This is a genomic window from Microbulbifer maximicatervae (SeqCode), assembly GCF_052468095.1.
Map to the genome: position 1 here is coordinate 2,567,695 of NZ_CP174332.1, position 19,339 is coordinate 2,587,033.

A 19,339-nucleotide genomic window follows, 5' to 3' on the forward strand; every position below is an offset into this window, starting at 1 on the left:
ATTTTTGGAAAATTATTACTGCGTCCTCGACGCAGAGCAGCACTTTATCACAGCTGGTGCCGGCGGCTAAGTCCTCCCACGCATCCTTATTCCCTGTTGTGACTCGCATACCAAAACCGTGGTGCCAAACGAGCCTGTAAAATTTGCGGCTCTTGTTCTCCGGCTCGCCAGAAAAATTCTACCGCTCCGCTCTCCGCAGTACTGAAAATACTGGCACCGAAGTTTTGGTAGCGCTTCACAACATCGGTGTGAGGGTGGCCAAAGTGGTGACGGAAACCGGCACTAAATACAACCCGGTTAGGCCTGGCCCACTCGAGCAAAGCGGCCGATGAGGAAGAGCGGGAACCGTGATGAGGCGCAATCAGTACGTCAACAGCGGGAAATTGTGGATACATTTTAGACAGTTGATATTCAACCTTACGACTGATATCCCCAGTAAGCAGTAAACGCACCCCCTGCCATTCAGCCAAAATTACACAGCTGTGATCGTTCTCCTCACCATCCAGTAATTCCTCTCCCTGTGCCGTTAAGGAAGGCCATAACCATCGAAATGATATATCTCCCAGTTGCTCTTCCGTTCCTGCCCGACACTGCTCAGTAATCGTGGTTGCCGATAGTGGTAAATTGCTAGCTAAAATCCCTGGGGCATAGAGCTTTTTTGCTTCAATGTTTCTAAGTAAACCCGCCACGCCGCCGGCATGATCCCTATCTCCATGACTGACGATTAGTACATCGAGTTCACTACCCCCGCTACTCATCAAGTAGGGAGCCACTATCGAACCTCCCGCGCTCCAGCCCGAGGGGATTGAAGGCCCTGCGTCGTAAACAATACGACTTTTTCCGGTGCTGATAACTACTGACAACCCCTGACCAACATCCAGCACTGATAACTTCAAACGCTCATCTGCCGGCGCCAATGTAGAAAGCCAGGGCTGAGCAACTGGAAGAAAAAATAACCAGCCCAACTTACGCCCTGGCAACCCTTTAGGCAGCAAAAGTAGCACCGCGCCAAGCCCAGCGATGACTATCGCCAATGCAGTGGAGGCAATCGCAAAACCACGGAACCCCGGTATCGAATGATCGACAATATCGAGCGCAGTCATCAGCAGATCCAATTGCCAACCTGCAAACTGCAGCAGCCAAACACCCAGCTGAGTATCAATAAATACAGCACCTAACATAAGTGATGGCAAAATAGACAGGCCCATCCAGGGAATCGCTACAAGATTGACCAATACACCTGAAAGGCTAAAGCCAGAAAAATATATTATCGATGGGATAAACAGGCCAATTGCAATCAGCCACTGGCTTCGCAACAGCTGCCATAACGATAACTGGGAAAACCGGTGCTGCCATGAGGTTACAGCACCAGGGGCCTCAGCCTTCGGCCTCCATTGCGGCTCTCGACTTAAGCTAATTCGCCCACTGAACCCCAAAAGCAGACTGCCGACGGCCACAAAGGACAACCAAAAACCAGCACTGTAAAAAGCCAGTGGCTGCAGGGTAAGCACTATTGCCAGAGCCAATGAAAAAGCAAAACCCGCTCCCAGTCTGCGCCGCCAGTGCCAACCCAGTAATAGCACCCAGGTCATTACAAGCGCCCGTTGTGCGGATAGAGGAACGCCGGCGATCAAGGTATAAACAAGGCTCGCCACCAAGGCGAGTCCTATCGCAATACCAAAACGGCTGGTGCCCGTAAAAAGCCCAATCCCTTTTGCCAGTACGGTGCCCATCAACAAAATACAACCGGCTACCATGCCCACATGTAAGCCGGATATGGCAATAAGGTGGCCCGTACCTGTCCTTTTAAGCAGGTCGGTATCACCTTCGCTCAACTGACTGCGATCCCCAAGCAATAGCGCAGCTATCAGGTCCGGTCGTTGGATCGGTAACTGACTAATTAGGGAGCGCAATTCATCCCTTAACCCGATAATGCCATTCCCCTGCCCCAGCCACTGAGGAGGATAATCGCGGGGGCGAACATACCCTGTTGCCGTAATTCCCTCTCGCAAAAGCCAGCCTTCATAGTCGAATGTATGTGGATTAACGCTCCCCCTGGGAGTTCTCAATCGCACAGGCAATATCCATTGAGAGCCACCCCGCAGGCGAGCCAGAGCCTCATCGTCAACTCGATACCAGGTTAGGTTGAGAAGGCTTCCGATAGGTAGCTCTGGCGGTGCTAACTGGCCACCCTCTTCACCTAAAGAACTGGAAACAATATCCACAACTCGAGCGCGAAAACGCACCGTTTGTGATTCTGAACTAGCGCCAAACCCTCCCCCCTCAGTTAATTCAGGCAGCGAGACCAGGTTCAACTGAAGTACGAAGTCCGCACCATGTGCACCGAGGGGGAGCCGGCGATCCAGCGATGCTTCATGAGAGTGGAGTGCCCAGGTCGCACCAATAAAGGAGAGAAAGATCAGAGCAAGGGGGCGCCAGCGGCGTATTACCACCCAGGCAAACAAGGCTAGAGAGAGATACAGTGCCCACAGAGTGCTTTCAGCGGGTAATCGGGCAAGACATCCCACTGCGATAATAGATAGCGAATAGACCCAAAGATATATGCTGGGCCCCATGTAGACGACAATGCCTCTCGCCTTAGCCAGCAGGCGAGAAAGCCGCTGAATTCGCTCACGAAAACTCCATAATTCCAACCCCAGCGCCATCCCTTACACCATCTTTTTGTTCAACTATTGACCACCTTCACTCAAATCAACGATGATTGCGAACCGCCGCTTCAGGCGCCTAAAACCTTAATATGGCTAGCTAACCTGCCATTCATAGCACTGGCCAGTCACATATTTTTAAGAAAAATGCCATTTTTAACATGTTTGTAATATTCAAAACGCAGAATCCGCACCAAATCGAAAGGCAGCCAACTAGGACGACACGGAAGGCACCTTTCAACCCAAAACCATAAACTGTGCGAGACGATTATGAATAAGACCGCTCTCTCTCTGGCCATCGTTGCCATGGTACCTGCTCTGGCCAACGCCCAAGATGAAGGCGATGTACTCGACTTTTACGGCAAAGCCAACGTCACCTTCCAGGCTGCTGACGAAGGTGACGATTCCGTCACTGACGTTCAGAGCAACGCTTCCCGCCTGGGCGTTAAGGGTGAAATAGCCCTGACTGAAGGCGTTAAAGGTATCTACCGTATGGAATACGAAGTAGATATGGACGGTGACGCTGACGATACTTTCTCCCAGCGCAACATCTACGCAGGTCTGGAAGGCGGCTTTGGCCAGGTCATCGCTGGTAAGTTCGATACTCCCCTGAAAGTTGCCCAGAAGAAAGTTGACCTGTTCAACGACCTCGAAGGCGATATCAAGAGCCTGATCACCAGCAGCGATAACCGCGAAGAAGACGCACTTCAGTACACTACTCCTTCTTTCGGTGGCTTCAAAGCTTCTGCGGCTTTCATCAGCAACAAAGAAGAAGTTATTGACGAAACTACCGGCGAAGAACGCAACAACGGCGTTTCCATGTCTGTCGCCTATGACAACAACGGTGTTTACCTGGCCTACGCTATGGACCAGGACGTTGAAGGTCAGGACGTTGACGTTCATCGTTTTGTAGCTCAGTACAACATCGGCCCTGTACAAGTAGGCGCCCTGTTCGAAGAGCAAGATGCTGACGGCGGCGAAACTGTCGACGGCTGGATGAGCTCTGTAGCTTACAAACTGGACCAGTGGACTCTGAAAGCCCAGTACGGCCAGTCTGATATCAAAGAAGAAGGCGGCGAGACTTTCAGCCTGGGCGCAGACTATAAATTCAACAGCGCAGCCAAAATTTTCGGCTTCTACACCGACGAAACTGCTGACGAAGACTACGATCGCAGCTACGCCGGTATTGGTGTTGAATACAAGTTCTAATCATTCCTTAAATGTGGCGGTCCAAATTGGAAAGTGCGACTCTGCCGCTTGGGGAAGATTGAGCAATGAAAAAGGCGGCCTTTGGCCGTCTTTTTCACTCTGGAATTTCCTAAGGAGCCTTCTAAATAACCAATAGATCCATAAAGCGATTAACTGACAACTGCTTTAACCCTTGAAGATCATTAATAGCTGCAAAAATTTTGTTAGCCCGCCCTTGAGGGAATCGCGTAGCTAAATTACTACGGAACTTATCTTCCAATAACGGAATCCCCTCCCGTCGGCGACGGCGGTGTCCCATCGGATATTCAACTTCAATCTTTTCTGATGCGTCACCACTTTTAAAAAATACTTGTACCGCACTGGCTATAGAACGCTTATCTGGGTCTAAATAATCTTTTGAGTAACCTTTATCTTCTATCACTTCAATCTTGTCCCGCAAGATATCGATCTCTTTGTGATCGCGATGAAAATCATCTTCATAAAAACCTGGCTGTAAGTCACCAAAAATAAGCGCCACTGCAACAATATATTGCAAACAATGATCCCGATCTGCCGGATTATTTAATGGACCTGATTTAGTGATGATCCGAAGGGCTGATTCATGTGTGGTCACCACTACTTTAGTAATATTATCGATACGCTCTGCAACCTGTGGATGTAAAATAATTGCCGCCTCACAAGCTGTTTGACCGTGAAACTCAGCCGGATAAGAAATTTTGAATAAGATATTCTCCATGACATAGGAGCCAAAACTTCTGGGGAACTGAAAATTGCGCTCTGATGGTGGTTTCAGTTGCTGCTCAGCATTTGTCTTGCTAAACAGGACATCATAAAAACCCCATTGCTTTGCCGTAAGTACTCCGGGCACTCCCATTTCTCCACTTATCGCCAAATCAGCCAAGCGAACCCCGCGGGAACTGGCATCACCTGCAGCCCAGGACTTGCGTGATCCAGTATTCGGGGAATGCCTATAGGTCCGCAATGCTCCACCATCCGCCCACGCCTGAGACACCGCCGCCATTACTTCCTCCCGCCCAGCACCTTTAAGCCAGGCAGTCACAGCGGCAGAAGCAACCCGCACCAGTAGTACATGATCGAGCCCAACCCGATTAAAGCTATTAGACAATGCCAAGACACCTTGAATCTCGTAGGCTTTGACCATTGCTTCGAGTACCGCGCCCATTTTTATTGGGCTTCCCCCTTTAACTAATCGCCCTTGCGACAGGTGGTCACAAACGGCCAATATTGCCCCAAGATTGTCAGAGGGATGCCCCCATTCAGCCGCCAACCAAGTGTCGTTGTAATCGAGCCATCGAATTGTACAGCCGATGTCCCATGACGCTTTTATCGGGTCCAAGCGAAACCGGGTGCCAGGTACCCGGGCCCCATTCGGCACCCAGGTTCCCTCCACCCAGGGTCCTAACAACTTTGTACATTCAGGGAAACTCAACGCCAGAAAGGCACACCCCAAGGAGTCCATCAGGCTTAACCGTGCTGTTTCCCAAGCATCACTGGAACCCACTTTGAAATGAAGCACATAATCTGCGATATCCTGTATCACCTGATCGTAATCGGGGCGGATATTCGGAGCGGGGTCAGCAATCATGATTGAATAGCCCGTGAAATTGTCGGAGGGCAAAACAGATGGAGTAAGATTAGCTGCTTCCTAAACTTCAGATAGCTAAACAAACGACCGAAGAATTCTATATTGTTAGGAATCTCTAAAAACAGGAATCAACCCACTTGCAACGAACTAGCGACCCAATAAAAAAACTTCGATTCCTCAAAGAAACGGTATTATTCCGACAAGGGAATTCTGGTCCCCAGATTTATTTTATTCATGCCGGCTACGTCCTTATCCAAAAAGTGGACTACTGCGGCAACCTAGCCATTGTCGATCTCTATGGGCCCGGATCATGGTTTGGACCAGGTCTAACTGGGAAAAACCTGGATATTCAAGCAACCGCCAAATCTGGCAGTGAACTGGAAGCTGCTTCCATTCAACATGTAAACGCCATGATGGCGCGCCAATCACAGACCTTCGATGAACTGTTGCAACAACTAGCCGCAAGGGAGTCTCAGCTTCAGCAACGTCTTTTCCTCCACATCACCGCCCCCTTACCGGTCCGGTTGGCCAACCTGTTAGCACAACTATTTAATTACCGGGGACAACCCTGTGGCCATGGACATCAACTAGACATCAAGTTGACCCAGTCCGAACTGGCCGCCATGGCCGGTGGCAGCAGGCAAACAGTCAGCCAACAGCTTAAACAGTGGAAGTCTGATGGAGTTATCGACTATACGCGCCAATATATCTGCCTTCTCGATCAAACCGCGTTAAAAGGCCTGGCAGAGAACCAAATATATGCGCCAGTGTCAGCCAGCTGACAGTTTTACCCTTCCCGCCTTCATATACTTTCCAGCAGCTGAAACCCGGGTATAGCTCTCCCACATCAACAGCAATGGAAAAGGATTATGCGCAGCGCCTACTTATTTACCTCTTTAGTTCTGACACTCGTATTGGGTATTTCTGCAAAGGCCGATGAAAACCTCAATTCAACCTATAAAAGCATGGTTGATAGCCAGGGGAATATTACTTTGCCGGATTATTACCGCCGGGAATGGGTCTTCCTGGGCTCCTATCAGGTAAAGTCCTCGAGTGGCGATGGATGGGATACTCATAATGTTTATACCCAACCCCAGGCAGTAGAAGGGTATCGCAAAAAGGGGAAGTTTCCCGATGGGACAGTTTTGGTAAAGGATGTTAATAGCACCCAATCGGAGCCCTTAACCACAGGGTTGGCTTATTACTCTTCAGACCTTAAATTCACTTTTATGATGGTAAAAGACGATAACAACCGCTTCCCAGAAAACCCGGCTTGGGCCGAAGGCTGGGGATGGGCTTTATTTAAGCCAGGAATAGCCAAAAGTGAAACTGAAACCTGGAAAGGCACCGGGCTTAACAACTGTTTTGGATGTCATTTGCCTGCCAAGAATAATGACTGGGTATACACACAGGGTTATCAGCAGGTCCTGCAGAACTAAAAAGTAAACAGCAAAAATCAGAGGTTAGAGGTCTATTATTCGGCTAGAGTAACAGCATAGATTCCCTCCATAACAGCTTATCACCCCCACCCCAGCGCTAATTGATTTATATCAATTAGCGCGATCTTGAATACCGTTAACATGCGGCCGCGTCCGACTATTCCACTATGAGTTTTTCCGTGTTTAAACCTGAGTTACTGTCCCCCGCAGGGACTTTAAAAAATATGCGATATGCGTTTGCCTATGGAGCCGATGCCGTTTATGCCGGCCAACCCCGCTACAGCTTGCGTGTGCGCAATAATGAATTTAAAAATATTGAAACCCTGCGCCTAGGCATAGAAGAAGCACACCAGCAGGGAAAACAGTTCTATATCGCCTCTAATATCGCCGCCCACAACGACAAAGTTCGCAGTTACCTGCGGGACCTGGAAGAAATTGTCGAAATGGGGCCTGACGCCCTGATTATGTCCGACCCAGGCCTGATAATGATGGTAAGGGAGCGTTGGCCTGATCTGCCAGTTCACCTATCCGTACAGGCCAATGCGGTAAACTACGCGACCGTAAAGTTCTGGCATCGCCAGGGGTTATCTCGGGTGATACTTTCCCGGGAATTATCCCTGGATGAGATTGAAGAAATTCGCCAGAGAGTGCCTGAAATGGAGCTGGAAGTCTTTGTCCACGGTGCGCTCTGTATCGCCTATTCTGGGCGCTGCTTGCTATCCGGTTATATGACCCATAGAGATGCCAACCAGGGCGCCTGCACCAACTCCTGCCGCTGGCAATACCAAGCTCATGAAGCCAAAGAGAATGAAGTTGGCGAGTTGATTCATGTGCAAACCCAGGAACCTATCCAGCAACCCGCCCAGCAACCCACCTCCGCCAGTGACAGTACTTCCCAGGCCTTTTTACTACAGGAAGAGGGTCGCCCTGGAGAGTATATGCCTGCCTACGAAGATGAGCACGGTACCTACATCATGAATTCCAAGGATTTGCGGGCCGTACAGCACGTCAAGCGCCTATCGGAAATGGGCGTTCACTCTTTAAAAATCGAAGGTCGCACCAAATCCCACTACTATGTGGCTCGTACTGCTCAGATCTATCGTCGCGCGATAGACGATGCTGCAGCAGGAAAAGACTTTGACATGAAGATGATGGACGAATTGGAAACCCTCTCGAACAGGGGCTACACGGAAGGTTTCTACCGTCGCCATCCACCAGCAGAATACCAGCAATATGAAAAGGGATTGATATCAACTCCGGGCCAACAGTTCGTAGGCGAGCTTATTGACGGCAGTCCTGAGTATTTGACGATTGATGTAAAAAATCGCTTTGAACGCGGTGATCAATTGGAGTTAATGACTCCCAGCGGTAGCTTGTTCTTCCCCTTGGAGCAAATGGAGAATACGGAAGGCAAAGCGATCGATGTAGCTCCGGGATCCGGGCATATCGTGCAAATACCCCGACCAGAGGGGGTTGATGACGATCAACTTCAACAGGCGCTATTGGTCAAAGCTCTGGGATAACCCTCGGTCTGTAATTTGCACTATGGCTTATCAAGCCCTTCGTTTTACAAATATATTTTGTTAAAGGTGTAGTGGTTTAGACAATCTACCGGACTCACTAAGCCACGACACCTTTATTCCCACTACATATCCACAATTTTACTTGTGAACCTATCCTCAAGATGCATTGGGTAATCGTTAAACCTCTCAAGTTACTGCCCACCTCACAATATTCAAACCGTCCTGTATTTCCCCACCATTCACCGCAAGCAACTGGTTCTTGTACCAATTTTCCTGCATTTTCACCCTCACCTACAACCCTTTTAAAGCCCTGAGTTTTGATCACAAAAATATGCTCGACAGTACTAATTACAAGATAAAAACCCGCCCTCCCTCGGAGTTCCAACAGGAATACACCCGTTTTAAATAGTTATGATTTTCCACCTCTAACTCGCCCCCGCATCAAGGTTTCACAGTAGAAAAGCGTGCAACGATTGCTTAACCAAGGAAATGCCGCAATATGGATATTATTAAACCTAAGAAACGCCCCCTGATTAAGCACCCTTTAATGCTAGGTGGTGCTGCTCTTGCTTTTGTGGCATTTACCAGCACCCTCTTGTTACTTCCTGACAGCGCCTACAAGGTTGAGCGGGAACAGCTAATGCTAGGCACCGTCCAACGGGGAGACCTACAAGTTGTGGTAGATGGTTATGGTAGGCTGCGTTCAGACAAGCAGACGTTAATTACCGCTCTAACCGCAGCGAATGTTGAAAAAATCATGTTGCGTCCCGGTGCAGAAGTACAAAGTGATAGCATCATTATGCAGCTGAGCAACCCAGAATTAATGCGCGACCTGGATGCAGCCGAAACCTCCCTGGAACAAGAGGAAGCTAATCTGCGGCGGCTTGTTCTGAACAATCAGCGCGATGTTCTCGCGGAGGAAGCCATACTCGCGGAACTGAACTCCAATTACCAAGTAATCAAGTTGCGTCGCGAAGCTGAGGACGAGCTGGTAAAAAGTGGAGTGGTTTCCCAGCTCACCTACCAAACCACCGTCTTACGCCAGGAACAGATGAAAAAACGTGTGGACCTGCAAAAACAGCGTATCAATCACTTGCGCAAAGTCGCCGTCGAATCAGAGTTAATCCAGCGCGAGCAAATCAACCAAGCCCAGACCCAACTGCAAAGTATCCAGCAACGAACAGACCGACTGACAGTACGTGCCGGTCTGGACGGCATACTGCAACGACTACCGGTAGAGCTGGGGCAAGGTGTCAATCCCGGCCAGGAGCTGGCATTGATCGGCAGCGAGACAGATCTACTCGCCCTGGTTCAAGTACCACAATCCAAAGCAGAGCAACTGGAGGTTGGTCAGCCCGCTGAAATTGATACCCGCAGAGAAAAAGTCGAAGGTATGGTAACCCGTATTACTCCTGAAGTTCGGGACGGCAATATTGAAGTGGAAATTGCTTTTAGCGCGGGCGCGCCAGAATCTGCCAGGCCACAGCTCAACGTCGATGCCCGGATCTTCACTGCCACGATGGAAGATACGCTGTTCGTCGAGAGGCCTATCAATGTGCAGAGGCACAGTGAGGCCAATCTCTTCCTGATTAATGAAAACGGGGAGGAAGCGGCACTCCAGCCCATCAGCTTCGGCGAGGAGTCGGGTCGATATATCCAGATCACCCAAGGCCTCAATGAAGCGGACCGTATCATCCTCTCGGATATGGCCAATTTTAATGCAGCTGAGCATATCCAGATTATTGACTAAAGCCTGAAACCTAAAGCGAGAAAGGGAGTTCGCTATGTCCAAGCCAATCCTCCATATGGCCGGGATCACCAAGGTGTTCAGCACCGCAGATATGGAAACTCACGCCCTGCGAGGCGTTGACCTGAGTATTTACCAGGGGGAATTTGTATCTATCTGCGGCCCCTCGGGTTGCGGTAAATCCACACTTCTCTCGATTCTCGGCCTGCTGGACCTCCCCACCAGCGGCAGCTATCAGATTGAAGGCATAGAAGTCGCTCAATTGTCGCTGAGTGAGGCGGCGACTATTCGCAACGAGAAAGTAGGCTTTATCTTCCAGTCCTTTAATCTGATTGACGAACTCTCTGTCTACGACAATATCGCCCTGCCCCTGCGATACCGCCGCAATCCCATTCCCAAGTCTGAAGCCGACAAAAAAGTGAAACACTGTCTGGAGAAGGTGGGGATGAGTCACCGGGCCGCTCACAAACCTAACCAGTTATCCGGTGGCCAACAGCAGCGAATCGCCATAGCCCGGGCGCTAGTTGGCAATCCGTCCCTACTACTGGTGGACGAGCCCACCGGCAACCTGGATTCCCACAATGGCGATGCAGTAATGGAAATGCTGCGGCAGCTCAACAATGAAGGGACCACCCTGTGCATGGTGACCCATGACCCTCGTTATGCAGACATGGCCAGCCGCCAACTGCATCTGCTGGATGGAAAAATCTCAACGCCGCAGCCCATACTAGAGCCCCATGAGATGGCCCTATGATCACCACAAAGGACCTGTCCATTGCCCTCCAGTCCCTCAATCGGGCGCGGAGCTACGCCACCACTATTATTCTGACCCTGGGTATCACTCTCGGCGCCCTGGTAACACTATTTAATCTCAACTACCAACTGTTAGCCGCACCCCTACCCTACCCGGACGAAGATCGGCTGTATGTCGTGAATGGTAATCTCTACCAGAACAAGCAGCTGCGGCTGGAAAACAACAGCCAATACCCTGCCCTGGTTGAAATCTATAAGAACGATAGTTTCTTCGAGTCCAGCGCCCTGGTGTACTTCTGGGAAGATGTGGCTCGCAATTTATCCGGATCACCACGGGTTAATGTTTCCTATGTCTCTCCGGAATATCTCCAGCTGGCTGGAGCACCCCTGGCCTTAGGCAGACAATTCAATGCCGATGAAGGGCTCGACAGCCGAGTCCCTGTGGCGGTTATCAGCTATCAAACCTGGGAGCAGATGTTCCGGCGCAACCCAAATGTCTTGGAGCAAAGCCTGCAATTTGGGGAGGTGGACTTTCGCATTGTCGGCGTCACCGCCAAAGACTTCATTGAACCCCAAATCTATAAGCAGGGCCGGCAAACGGCGGTCTGGCTGCCCTGGGACTTTAACGATACACAAGTAGAGCGCAGAAATAATTGGAGAGGCTTCCTGCCTTTCCGCATGCTCACAGGAAAGCTGAAGCCGGGCATTGACCCCGCCAGTGCGGGGCATGAATTGAGCACATTAATGGATGCCCAGTATCAAGCGGCCCTAGCGGGAAGGTCCTCTTCGGTAGAAAGGTCCGTTGAATACCGACTCACCCCCTTCGCCAATAAAATACTTGGCGACAGCGCCACGCGAACCTTAATGGTAATGGGCGGTACACTGGTGCTTCTGTTAATTGCCTGCGCCAATGTTACCAACCTGATTCTTTCTCGCGCAGCCAAACAACAACGCAATATGGCGATACAGGTCGCGTTGGGCGCACATAAAAAACATATCTTTTTGGCCCTGCTATGTGAAATCGGCCTACTTATGTTAGGGGCTGCATTACTTTCTCTACTTTTAGCCCTGGGATCGACGGAAGTATTAAAGGTGATGGCTACGGAACAAATTCCTCGCATTCAAGAGCTCACCTTAAACTGGCAGACACTGGTTTTTGCACTGTTGTGTGCCTTACTGCTCGCCCTGTTCTTCTCAGCCATAGTCAGTCGCCAGGTTAATTACCGCGCACTGAATCAAATGCTGCAGAGCAGCGGCAAAGGTTCTGGCGTACAGATCTCGCCTCTAATCCGCAAAATCCTCATCAGCAGCCAAGTGGCGATGACCAGTTTGCTTATCGTCGCCAGCTTGCAGATTTTCCTTCAAGCTAACCGACTGATTAACCAGCCCTTTGGCTTCCCCCTGGACAACGTTCAAGTGATGACTCTGAATATCGGCAATCTTAGGAGTGCCCCCACTGCCGAACGGGAGAGTTATCTGAAGGCCATCAGGCAAAGATTGCTGGAGCACCCTAAAGTACAAAATGCCAGCCTGAGCCTAAACACTCCTATCTCCATCAGCCGGCCACTCTGGACCACATCCCTGAGTCATTATGCCAGCCGACAAAACCCGGTGATGGCCAAGACCACAGTGGTCGACGAAAACTACCTTTCCATTTTGCGTATGCCTTTGATAGCTGGCCGCCATATCAATGCGGCTGAATTTTCCGATAACAATCGCATGATGCTCGTCAACGAAACCCTGGCCCAGCAACTGGAGCCGGATGGAGAAGTATTAGGCAATCGCTACTACTGGCGAGGTGACTTGCCCTACCAAGTGGTCGGTGTAGTACGCAACGCAAGCCTGCCCGGCAAAAAGGAACCCGCCCGCTTATTTGTGCGCGGTATCAACGTGAGCTATCCCCTACTCGTACTTAGACATAAGCCTCACCAACCGCTCAGCACCACAGAGATTAATCGGGAGTTTGCCGAAGTAAACAGGCAGTACAAAGTTTCTGAGCTATTCACCCTGGAGCAGGCGCGAGACCTACTCCTAAGCAATGACCGGGTCTCAGTTTGGGTAACCACCGCCCTGACATTACTGGCACTTAGCCTCGCTGCCATCGGTATCTTTGGAGTGCTCAGTTACAGTGTACAACTGCGGCGTACTGAGCTTGGCGTGCGCATGGCAATCGGCGCCCGCCCAGCGACGATTTTCTATCACACCCTGATCGATAGCCTGATTCCCGTCGTTATCGGTATCGCTGTAGCGACTTTGGTCCTCGTCCCTCTGGCGCTTTGGCTTGAGCAAAGCGAGTTCAGTATTGAAACCAGCCTATGGGGCTGGCTGCTACCACCATTGCTTATTATCGGCCTAACCGCCTCGGTGACCCTGCTTTCAGTATGGAAGATAATCAACAAGCCCGCGATTTACGCATTGCAAGGAACAGGATAATTACTTTCCACCTGTAGCCGCTGCTTGAGGTTGCGCGCTCATCGTGCAATCTTTACAGCAAATACAACAATAAGAAATGGAACAGCCAATGCAGCCTCAGCAGTGGTTATCAAACGGAAAGATTTTTGATTATCAAAACCACCAACTCTTCTATGTCGATAGCAACCCAAGCTGCCGACATAAACCGGTTCTGCTTTTGATTCACGGTTTTCCAACCAGTAGTTATGACTGGCAAAAGGTATGGGCCCAACTGACAGCGCACTATCGCTGTATTGCTATGGATATGCTGGGATTCGGTTACTCAGACAAACCCAAGCAGCATAACTACAGTATCCACGGGCAAGCTGATTTACATGAAGCTCTTCTTCAACATTTAAACATCAACAAGGTCCACCTGCTGGCCCATGACTATGGGGATACCGTTGCCCAGGAGTTACTCGCCAGAGCCAATAGCGGTGGTACCACGAGGTATGCCTCAGCATGCCTGCTAAACGGAGGTCTATTTCCAGAAACTCATCAAGCGCGTTTCGTACAAAAACTGCTGCTCTCTCCCGCAGGCTTCCTGATCAATAAACTGATGAATTACCGGCAGTTTTGCCGCAGCTTCAGTGCCATTTTCGGACCAGAGACACAACCCTCTGACAGAGAGTTGCGAGACTTGTGGCAAATTCTCCAATATAAGAATGGCAACCGGCTCCTTTATAAACTAATCAGCTATATGCGCGACAGGCGCCAACATCGTCAGCGCTGGGTCGACGCCCTAAAGCAATACCCCGGCCCCCTATTACTAATCAATGGCTCATTAGACCCAGTTTCAGGGAAGCATATGGTGGATCGATTTCGGCAACTGATAGATCGGCCAACGGATATTGTAGAGCTGGGAACGATTGGGCATTATCCCCAGTGGGAGGCACCTACTCTTCTAGTCTCGACCTATCTAAAGTTTATTGAGGCCTATTCAAACAAAGAGACCCAGGTCATCCTGTAAACAAAGCCTGGACTGCCAAAACCAACTTAAATTGATAAAAGGCCAGTATCAATGAAAGAATTACCAGGATGTATAGCTCCATATAAGAAAACCCCTGAATTCACTGAGGAGAATATCCCTCCAGGGCTATTGAAAGATCATACTACCAAGGAAGGCGTATGGGGGAAGATAATGATCCTCTCCGGATCATTGGAATATACGATTCAAGAGCCCGAAGTGGAAATTATTGAACTGAGCCCTAAGAAGTTTGGCGTCGTAGAGCCAACTATAAGGCATCACATAAGACCGTTAGGGGATGTGAAATTTTATGTTGAATTCTATCGATAGAATCAAACTATCAAGTTAGCTAGACCTGGCTAACACTTTACTTCCTCAAGTTTCAGAAAGCTGATAGGCTCAGAAGGTATTTAGTGGCATACAACAAGGTGCGACCTACTATTGGTTAAGAAGGAAAGAATACACTACATTCAGGGGACGCTGTGGATACTTTTCTGTAAGCTTGTAATCGGCATCTATGCCCCATGCAAGTCAAGCGTGGGGCATTCTTTCCTTTCGCCTATCTACCACAAGTATCTTTGTGTAACGAAACATAATAGGTAAGGTTGATTTTAGATTACTACGGACTTGCTATCCCAATAACACATCCTATGTCTAGCACCCTTAGCTGGATAAATTAAATCTAGCTCTTCTTGAGATTTAGGACCTTTATAGATATGCATATTATATCCAAAATTATCCAAGATCTTGGGAGAATATAAGATCATAGAGGTACCCATCGGACAAAACTTAACCCTGTCGGACTCGTCCATTTGATCAAACAGCATCATCCAAGAAAAAAAGTAAGGCTTTATTCCAGCACTCTTCAAGAGCTCTTCTTGTTTTTTTAAGAAACTTACCTGATACCGAATAGAATCCACACGAGTATCGTTTGTGACATCATAATAATCATTACTTTTAACCTCCAAAATATTTACCAAACCTTGATAGGACGGCGCCCCATGAAAAAGAAGCAGTGCATCATCATGCACGATTCTCTTTTTGGCGGCGGCCATAATATAATTCGCACAAGCAGATGCACATAAATCAAAGCCAACAACTGTGCTTCTTAACCTTGAAATTTCCTCAGCAATATTCACTGCGGGACGACCTTCACCACCAGGGGACCTCACAACAACAATTAAGTCGGAGCCATCTACCAAATTGGAGGTTTTAGATTTAAATTTTAGCTCGGCTTCATTGCGATGTATGGGTCCATCCATACAAATCCCACCAGGGACCTCTTTGATTTCGAACTTAGAGTCTCTTGCATTATCAAAAGTAAACTCCTTTGAATCAAACCAAGCCCCACAATGATTTACTATCTTTTTCTCTATCGCACTATAAGTCGCTTCAACAGCATGGACCTTAACTCCGCCTATACAATACAGCATCGAAAGAACAGCAATATATTTGTTAATCAACAGCGTGAACTCCAACAAAAAAGTTAGTGATAAATATTCTCACAAGCATAGAACCGTTTACTTGTATTGAGTTCAATATTTCTTCAGGCTTTCTTGCGCTGCACACAGAAAAAACATGGCAACCGCCAGCCATCAATATCCGGCCGCAATTGGCCACAGGTAAAGGCTAATTTTTAATTCCCGCTTTTTCCTTATACACCTGTTCCTGCACCTCTTTAATAGCACTGCCGCACCATGTAAAACTCTGTGTTACATTTGGAACCCTCTCAAAACAAGCTGTAATACTCTGCATGCCTGCATAATTGATACAAGCAAGCCAAGTAATGACTTTGACTAGCCTGGCTGCAACAGCAAAGTGATAGTGTGTGAAAGACGGGGCAAAGGCAGATATTCTCCGTGGAAGTAGATTGCTTGTTTCTCCATAATTTACTAACTGAACATACCTGCAACTGCAAATCCTTTGTAACGACTTAATACCTTTCATGTGTTTATGGCATATTTATTCTTTCTCTGTAATTAAGTCACGTGGTTGAATCACAAGGAATTACAGAAGCTACTTATGGCTGGTGGTCAGATCTGTAATATTTCTTAGTTTGGAAAGATCCCTGTCGGAGGTGCCCGATAGTGTGGTGAGTTCGTACCCTTGTTTCATTAAGGTCCCCTCTCTTAAATATCTAAGTAGAGTCAACTCACCACTTATCAAAAAACGAACACCCTGGTTGAATTTTACTCAGGGCTACCAATTCTAGCCAAGCCAATTTGCCATCAATGACACAGAGTTTGGGCGATCTAAGAATCACATGGTTGCCAAACTTACAAAATTTCTGGATAGTCGCTGAATATCAATAGTCATCAAAGAGCTTCTAAGTCAAAGCTCGCCGACTTTATACTCGGAAACAGTTTAACTACAGTAATAATTTGACTCAGCCATCCAAGATAGCAGTGTTCAAGCCCAAGGAAAAAATGACAACGAAATTAACATTATCTGCTCTAGTATCTCTAACTCTTACTAGTTGCGCACACCAAGAGGACACACTGAACAATGAGCTGTGGCCTGGGGATCTAAGTATGTACCAACTTAGCTACTCTGAAGAGTTGCATCCTGTCAACATTCTGCCTCCTTATAGGCAGCCCAGAGTCAAAGAGCGCGATTATGAGAAACACCTTATCTCCGATCTTATAAATTGGTACATCACACCTAGATATATAAAAATCATTTTTTAGTGGCAATTATAGATTTCAACCTTACATTTTACTATTGAACGGAGTTTTACTTTAGTGAATAGAACGATAGCCCTTACAGTAATCGCATCGGTTTTCCTTTGTTCGCCCTATTCGCATGCGGAAAAGTGTGATAAGAAATATTTAGAGGAGATGGAATATACAGATATTGAGTGTCAGTTCTACATGAGAACAGCTGCGTATCGACATGAAATTTATTCAGTAGCAGCCTCGCATTGGAAATATATCTGAGAGACACCTATAAAATATGCAAGAGATGCAGAGATAAAGGCAATGGCGCTAAGTACATTAACTTTTCTCACTTATAACGGTTTAGGTGTTGAGCAGGACCGGGCCGCTGCTGTCGACACATGGAAGCAAGTCGTAAAAAAGGTGGTTTTGAAGCACGAAGGCACCTCGGTGCTGCCTACTCAGACGACAACTTTAAATACAGAGACCCTGTTCAGGCACTGGGCTGGTATGAGTCTATATTTTTACTCTATCCAAACCATAAAGATCTCAGTGAATCCGATCAGAGTATTTATCTGGATGCGAAGAGAGAGGTTAAAAGATTGAAAGCGCTTCTGAGTTCAGAGGAACAATCAAAAGCTTTACACTTTGCAAAATCAACCATGTAAAACCAATCCGGACTTGCTATGCACCTTTCACTATTGATATATGGTTCTTAAAGAAGAGCATAAAGCAGCAGTGATAATTAATGAATATCAAGTCTGCCCTTTTTGGAGGAAGAGGAAGCTTCCCTAAAGAATTATCACACACATAGAAACTACCAGTTGCCATCACTCCGATGGCCAGACGTGTAGAGTTCAATATGAAATATATCCCACTTAAATATCTATCTCTTTTTCTTGGATTTGTCGCTCATACCTCCCTCGCTGTTGAGACAGAGGAGGGTTACGATTCTCACAACAACAAAGCTACGCCGGAAAATATCCAACTAGCAGAACTATTTAACCAGGATCAAAATGCACGCAATATACCTCACAGTGAAATTGACTGGAGTTCACTCAATAAAGAAGACGAGGATCGACGAAAAAAAGTCTCAAAAATGCTAGCAGAAGGCCGAATCAGAACCTCAAAGGATTACTATAATGCGGCACTTATCTTCCAGCATGGTAATAAGTCAGAAGATATAAGACTGGCCCATGCCCTTGCCACTATTGCAGCAACCCTGGCAGAGAATAAGAATGAAGCTAATTGGCTAAAAGCGGCCACTTGGGATCGCTTAATGATGAATCTTGGTCGGCCACAGTGGTACGGCACTCAGTTTGTTAAAGACGACTCTGGAAACTGGAGCCTGTATAACATTGATTCTGATATAGTCTCTGATCAGCAGCGAATAGATTGGTCTGTTCGTACACTAGAAGAATCAAAAGCCATGGAAAAGTCGCTAAATAGTAAAAAGAAAAGTTAGCATTGATAAAGCTTTACAGAGCCAGCCAGTGGGTATCTGGCTAGTCAGTTCACCACCAATCTCTGGCCAATGCTATCAAACATAGGGAGAGACAACAGTATGATACGAGCAGTTAAAGCTTCTGACTCTGCTGGGATTGCTAAAATCTACAATTACTATGTGGAGAATACCTGTATCACTTTTGAGGTAGAGCCAGTTTCTGCAGAAATTATCGCCGACCGAGTCGAAGAATGCTCAAAAAACAATCTTCCCTGGTTAGTTGCTGAGAATGAGGGCCGTTTAATAGGCTATTGTTATGCCAGTAAATGGAAAGGACGCTGTGCTTACCAGTATTCGGTGGTGGCTACCGTGTACTTGGACACGAACTATTCTTCTAAAGGCTGGGGTTCGAAGCTCTATAATGAACTGTTTAAACAGTTAAGTGAACTCAATGTCCACGCGGTAATCTGCGGTATAGCTCTACCAAATGCAGGCAGCGTAGCACTTCATGAGAAGTTTGGAATGGAAAAAGTTGCTCATTTCAAAGAGGTCGGCCGAAAATTTAACCAGTGGATAGATGTTGGTTATTGGCAGTGCTTACTCCCCTTAAGAAAGGAGAAAGCATGAAATAAGCACATCATGAAGGAGTACATTTTAAGCAACTTTTATGTACCCACATAAACCCCACTAGGGATTTTTAACCCAAATGTTACCAAATCCTCTCTAATCTAAGATCATAACTGCGCGTTTTTGTGCAGCAAGGGCTATTAAATTGAGTAGCCGAGACTTTATTGAGGGCACTGATTCCCCTCCCAATTTATACCAAAATAAAAGTGGACAACTTACTATAGAGAAAGTTGCAGTAATTGCTGGATTGCTT

The 19,339-nt window shown here is 47.7% G+C and carries 15 protein-coding genes; 12 read left to right on the forward strand and 3 right to left on the reverse strand.

All coding sequences use genetic code 11. From position 1 onward, the window contains the following. Window positions 1-86: 86 nt before the first annotated feature. The gene (locus ACJJIL_RS10995; protein ID WP_445361956.1) at window positions 87-2,666 is read right to left on the reverse strand and encodes a DNA internalization-related competence protein ComEC/Rec2; all 2,580 of its coding nucleotides are present in this window, start codon (window positions 2,664-2,666) and stop codon (window positions 87-89) included. A gap of 270 nt (window positions 2,667-2,936) precedes the next feature. Between ACJJIL_RS10995 and ACJJIL_RS11000 the strand changes: the two genes are divergently transcribed. Then, a complete protein-coding gene (locus tag ACJJIL_RS11000; RefSeq protein ID WP_282932674.1) occupies window positions 2,937-3,875 on the forward strand; it encodes a porin in 939 nt (312 codons plus the stop codon). 121 nt (window positions 3,876-3,996) lie between these two features. Here the strand turns inward: ACJJIL_RS11000 and ACJJIL_RS11005 are convergent, their stop codons facing one another. Beyond that, window positions 3,997-5,481, reverse strand: a complete 1,485-nt coding sequence (locus ACJJIL_RS11005) for a bifunctional 2-methylcitrate dehydratase/aconitate hydratase (RefSeq protein ID WP_444913674.1) — start codon at window positions 5,479-5,481, stop codon at window positions 3,997-3,999. Window positions 5,482-5,618: 137 nt separating this feature from the next. On the opposite strand from ACJJIL_RS11005, the gene ACJJIL_RS11010 reads away from it, so the two are divergent. The 8 genes from ACJJIL_RS11010 to ACJJIL_RS11045 all read left to right on the forward strand — a co-directional run bounded on the left by ACJJIL_RS11010 (window position 5,619) and on the right by ACJJIL_RS11045 (window position 14,691). Then, the gene (locus tag ACJJIL_RS11010; protein WP_444913673.1) at window positions 5,619-6,263 is read left to right on the forward strand and encodes a Crp/Fnr family transcriptional regulator; all 645 of its coding nucleotides are present in this window, start codon (window positions 5,619-5,621) and stop codon (window positions 6,261-6,263) included. 87 nt (window positions 6,264-6,350) lie between these two features. Then, on the forward strand, window positions 6,351-6,920 hold the full coding sequence (locus ACJJIL_RS11015) for a cytochrome P460 family protein (RefSeq protein WP_444913672.1): 570 nt from the start codon (window positions 6,351-6,353) through the stop codon (window positions 6,918-6,920). A 167-nt stretch (window positions 6,921-7,087) separates the two neighbouring features. Further along, window positions 7,088-8,443, forward strand: a complete 1,356-nt coding sequence (gene trhP, locus ACJJIL_RS11020) for a prephenate-dependent tRNA uridine(34) hydroxylase TrhP (RefSeq protein WP_445361957.1) — start codon at window positions 7,088-7,090, stop codon at window positions 8,441-8,443. A gap of 499 nt (window positions 8,444-8,942) precedes the next feature. Further along, window positions 8,943-10,193 (forward strand): efflux RND transporter periplasmic adaptor subunit, encoded by a 1,251-nt coding sequence (locus ACJJIL_RS11025; protein ID WP_444905372.1) that lies wholly within the window; start codon window positions 8,943-8,945, stop codon window positions 10,191-10,193. A gap of 34 nt (window positions 10,194-10,227) precedes the next feature. Next, the gene (locus ACJJIL_RS11030; protein ID WP_444913671.1) at window positions 10,228-10,944 is read left to right on the forward strand and encodes an ABC transporter ATP-binding protein; all 717 of its coding nucleotides are present in this window, start codon (window positions 10,228-10,230) and stop codon (window positions 10,942-10,944) included. After that, entirely contained in the window at window positions 10,941-13,376 is a 2,436-nt protein-coding gene (locus ACJJIL_RS11035) for an ABC transporter permease (protein WP_445361958.1), read from the forward strand. Before ACJJIL_RS11030 ends, ACJJIL_RS11035 begins: the two co-directional genes overlap by 4 nt. Window positions 13,377-13,464: 88 nt before the next feature. Then, window positions 13,465-14,364 carry an alpha/beta fold hydrolase gene (locus ACJJIL_RS11040; RefSeq protein WP_445361959.1) on the forward strand — a complete coding sequence of 300 codons (900 nt, stop codon included), beginning with the start codon at window positions 13,465-13,467 and terminating at the stop codon, window positions 14,362-14,364. Between the two features lie 51 nt (window positions 14,365-14,415). After that, window positions 14,416-14,691: a TehB family protein gene (locus ACJJIL_RS11045; protein ID WP_445361960.1), complete on the forward strand. Its 276-nt coding sequence runs from the start codon at window positions 14,416-14,418 to the stop codon at window positions 14,689-14,691. 281 nt (window positions 14,692-14,972) lie between these two features. Here the strand turns inward: ACJJIL_RS11045 and ACJJIL_RS11050 are convergent, their stop codons facing one another. Further along, complete coding sequence (locus tag ACJJIL_RS11050; protein WP_413665656.1) at window positions 14,973-15,824, reverse strand: hypothetical protein; 852 nt, start codon at window positions 15,822-15,824, stop codon at window positions 14,973-14,975. 1,592 nt (window positions 15,825-17,416) lie between these two features. Here ACJJIL_RS11050 and ACJJIL_RS11055 point away from each other — a divergent pair. The 3 genes from ACJJIL_RS11055 (at window position 17,417) to ACJJIL_RS11065 (ending at window position 19,086) form a co-directional block, all read left to right on the forward strand. Then, complete coding sequence (locus ACJJIL_RS11055) at window positions 17,417-17,683, forward strand: hypothetical protein (protein WP_445361961.1); 267 nt, start codon at window positions 17,417-17,419, stop codon at window positions 17,681-17,683. A gap of 194 nt (window positions 17,684-17,877) precedes the next feature. Continuing rightward, window positions 17,878-18,480: a hypothetical protein gene (locus tag ACJJIL_RS11060; RefSeq protein ID WP_445361962.1), complete on the forward strand. Its 603-nt coding sequence runs from the start codon at window positions 17,878-17,880 to the stop codon at window positions 18,478-18,480. A 99-nt stretch (window positions 18,481-18,579) separates the two neighbouring features. Continuing rightward, window positions 18,580-19,086 (forward strand): arsinothricin resistance N-acetyltransferase ArsN1 family B, encoded by a 507-nt coding sequence (locus tag ACJJIL_RS11065; RefSeq protein WP_445361963.1) that lies wholly within the window; start codon window positions 18,580-18,582, stop codon window positions 19,084-19,086. Window positions 19,087-19,339 lie beyond the last annotated feature (253 nt).

Coding starts and splice junctions, on each gene's coding strand:
- ACJJIL_RS11030 (WP_444913671.1), top strand. CDS start 10,228: ATGTCCAAGCCAATCCTCCATATGGCCGGGATCACCAAGGTGTTCAGC.
- ACJJIL_RS11035 (WP_445361958.1), top strand. CDS start 10,941: ATGATCACCACAAAGGACCTGTCCATTGCCCTCCAGTCCCTCAATCGG.
- ACJJIL_RS10995 (WP_445361956.1), bottom strand. CDS start 2,666: ATGGCGCTGGGGTTGGAATTATGGAGTTTTCGTGAGCGAATTCAGCGG.
- ACJJIL_RS11060 (WP_445361962.1), top strand. CDS start 17,878: ATGAAATATATCCCACTTAAATATCTATCTCTTTTTCTTGGATTTGTC.
- ACJJIL_RS11045 (WP_445361960.1), top strand. CDS start 14,416: ATGAAAGAATTACCAGGATGTATAGCTCCATATAAGAAAACCCCTGAA.
- ACJJIL_RS11015 (WP_444913672.1), top strand. CDS start 6,351: ATGCGCAGCGCCTACTTATTTACCTCTTTAGTTCTGACACTCGTATTG.
- trhP (WP_445361957.1), top strand. CDS start 7,088: ATGAGTTTTTCCGTGTTTAAACCTGAGTTACTGTCCCCCGCAGGGACT.
- ACJJIL_RS11005 (WP_444913674.1), bottom strand. CDS start 5,481: ATGATTGCTGACCCCGCTCCGAATATCCGCCCCGATTACGATCAGGTG.
- ACJJIL_RS11040 (WP_445361959.1), top strand. CDS start 13,465: ATGCAGCCTCAGCAGTGGTTATCAAACGGAAAGATTTTTGATTATCAA.
- ACJJIL_RS11025 (WP_444905372.1), top strand. CDS start 8,943: ATGGATATTATTAAACCTAAGAAACGCCCCCTGATTAAGCACCCTTTA.
- ACJJIL_RS11055 (WP_445361961.1), top strand. CDS start 17,417: ATGGAAGCAAGTCGTAAAAAAGGTGGTTTTGAAGCACGAAGGCACCTC.
- ACJJIL_RS11065 (WP_445361963.1), top strand. CDS start 18,580: ATGATACGAGCAGTTAAAGCTTCTGACTCTGCTGGGATTGCTAAAATC.
- ACJJIL_RS11000 (WP_282932674.1), top strand. CDS start 2,937: ATGAATAAGACCGCTCTCTCTCTGGCCATCGTTGCCATGGTACCTGCT.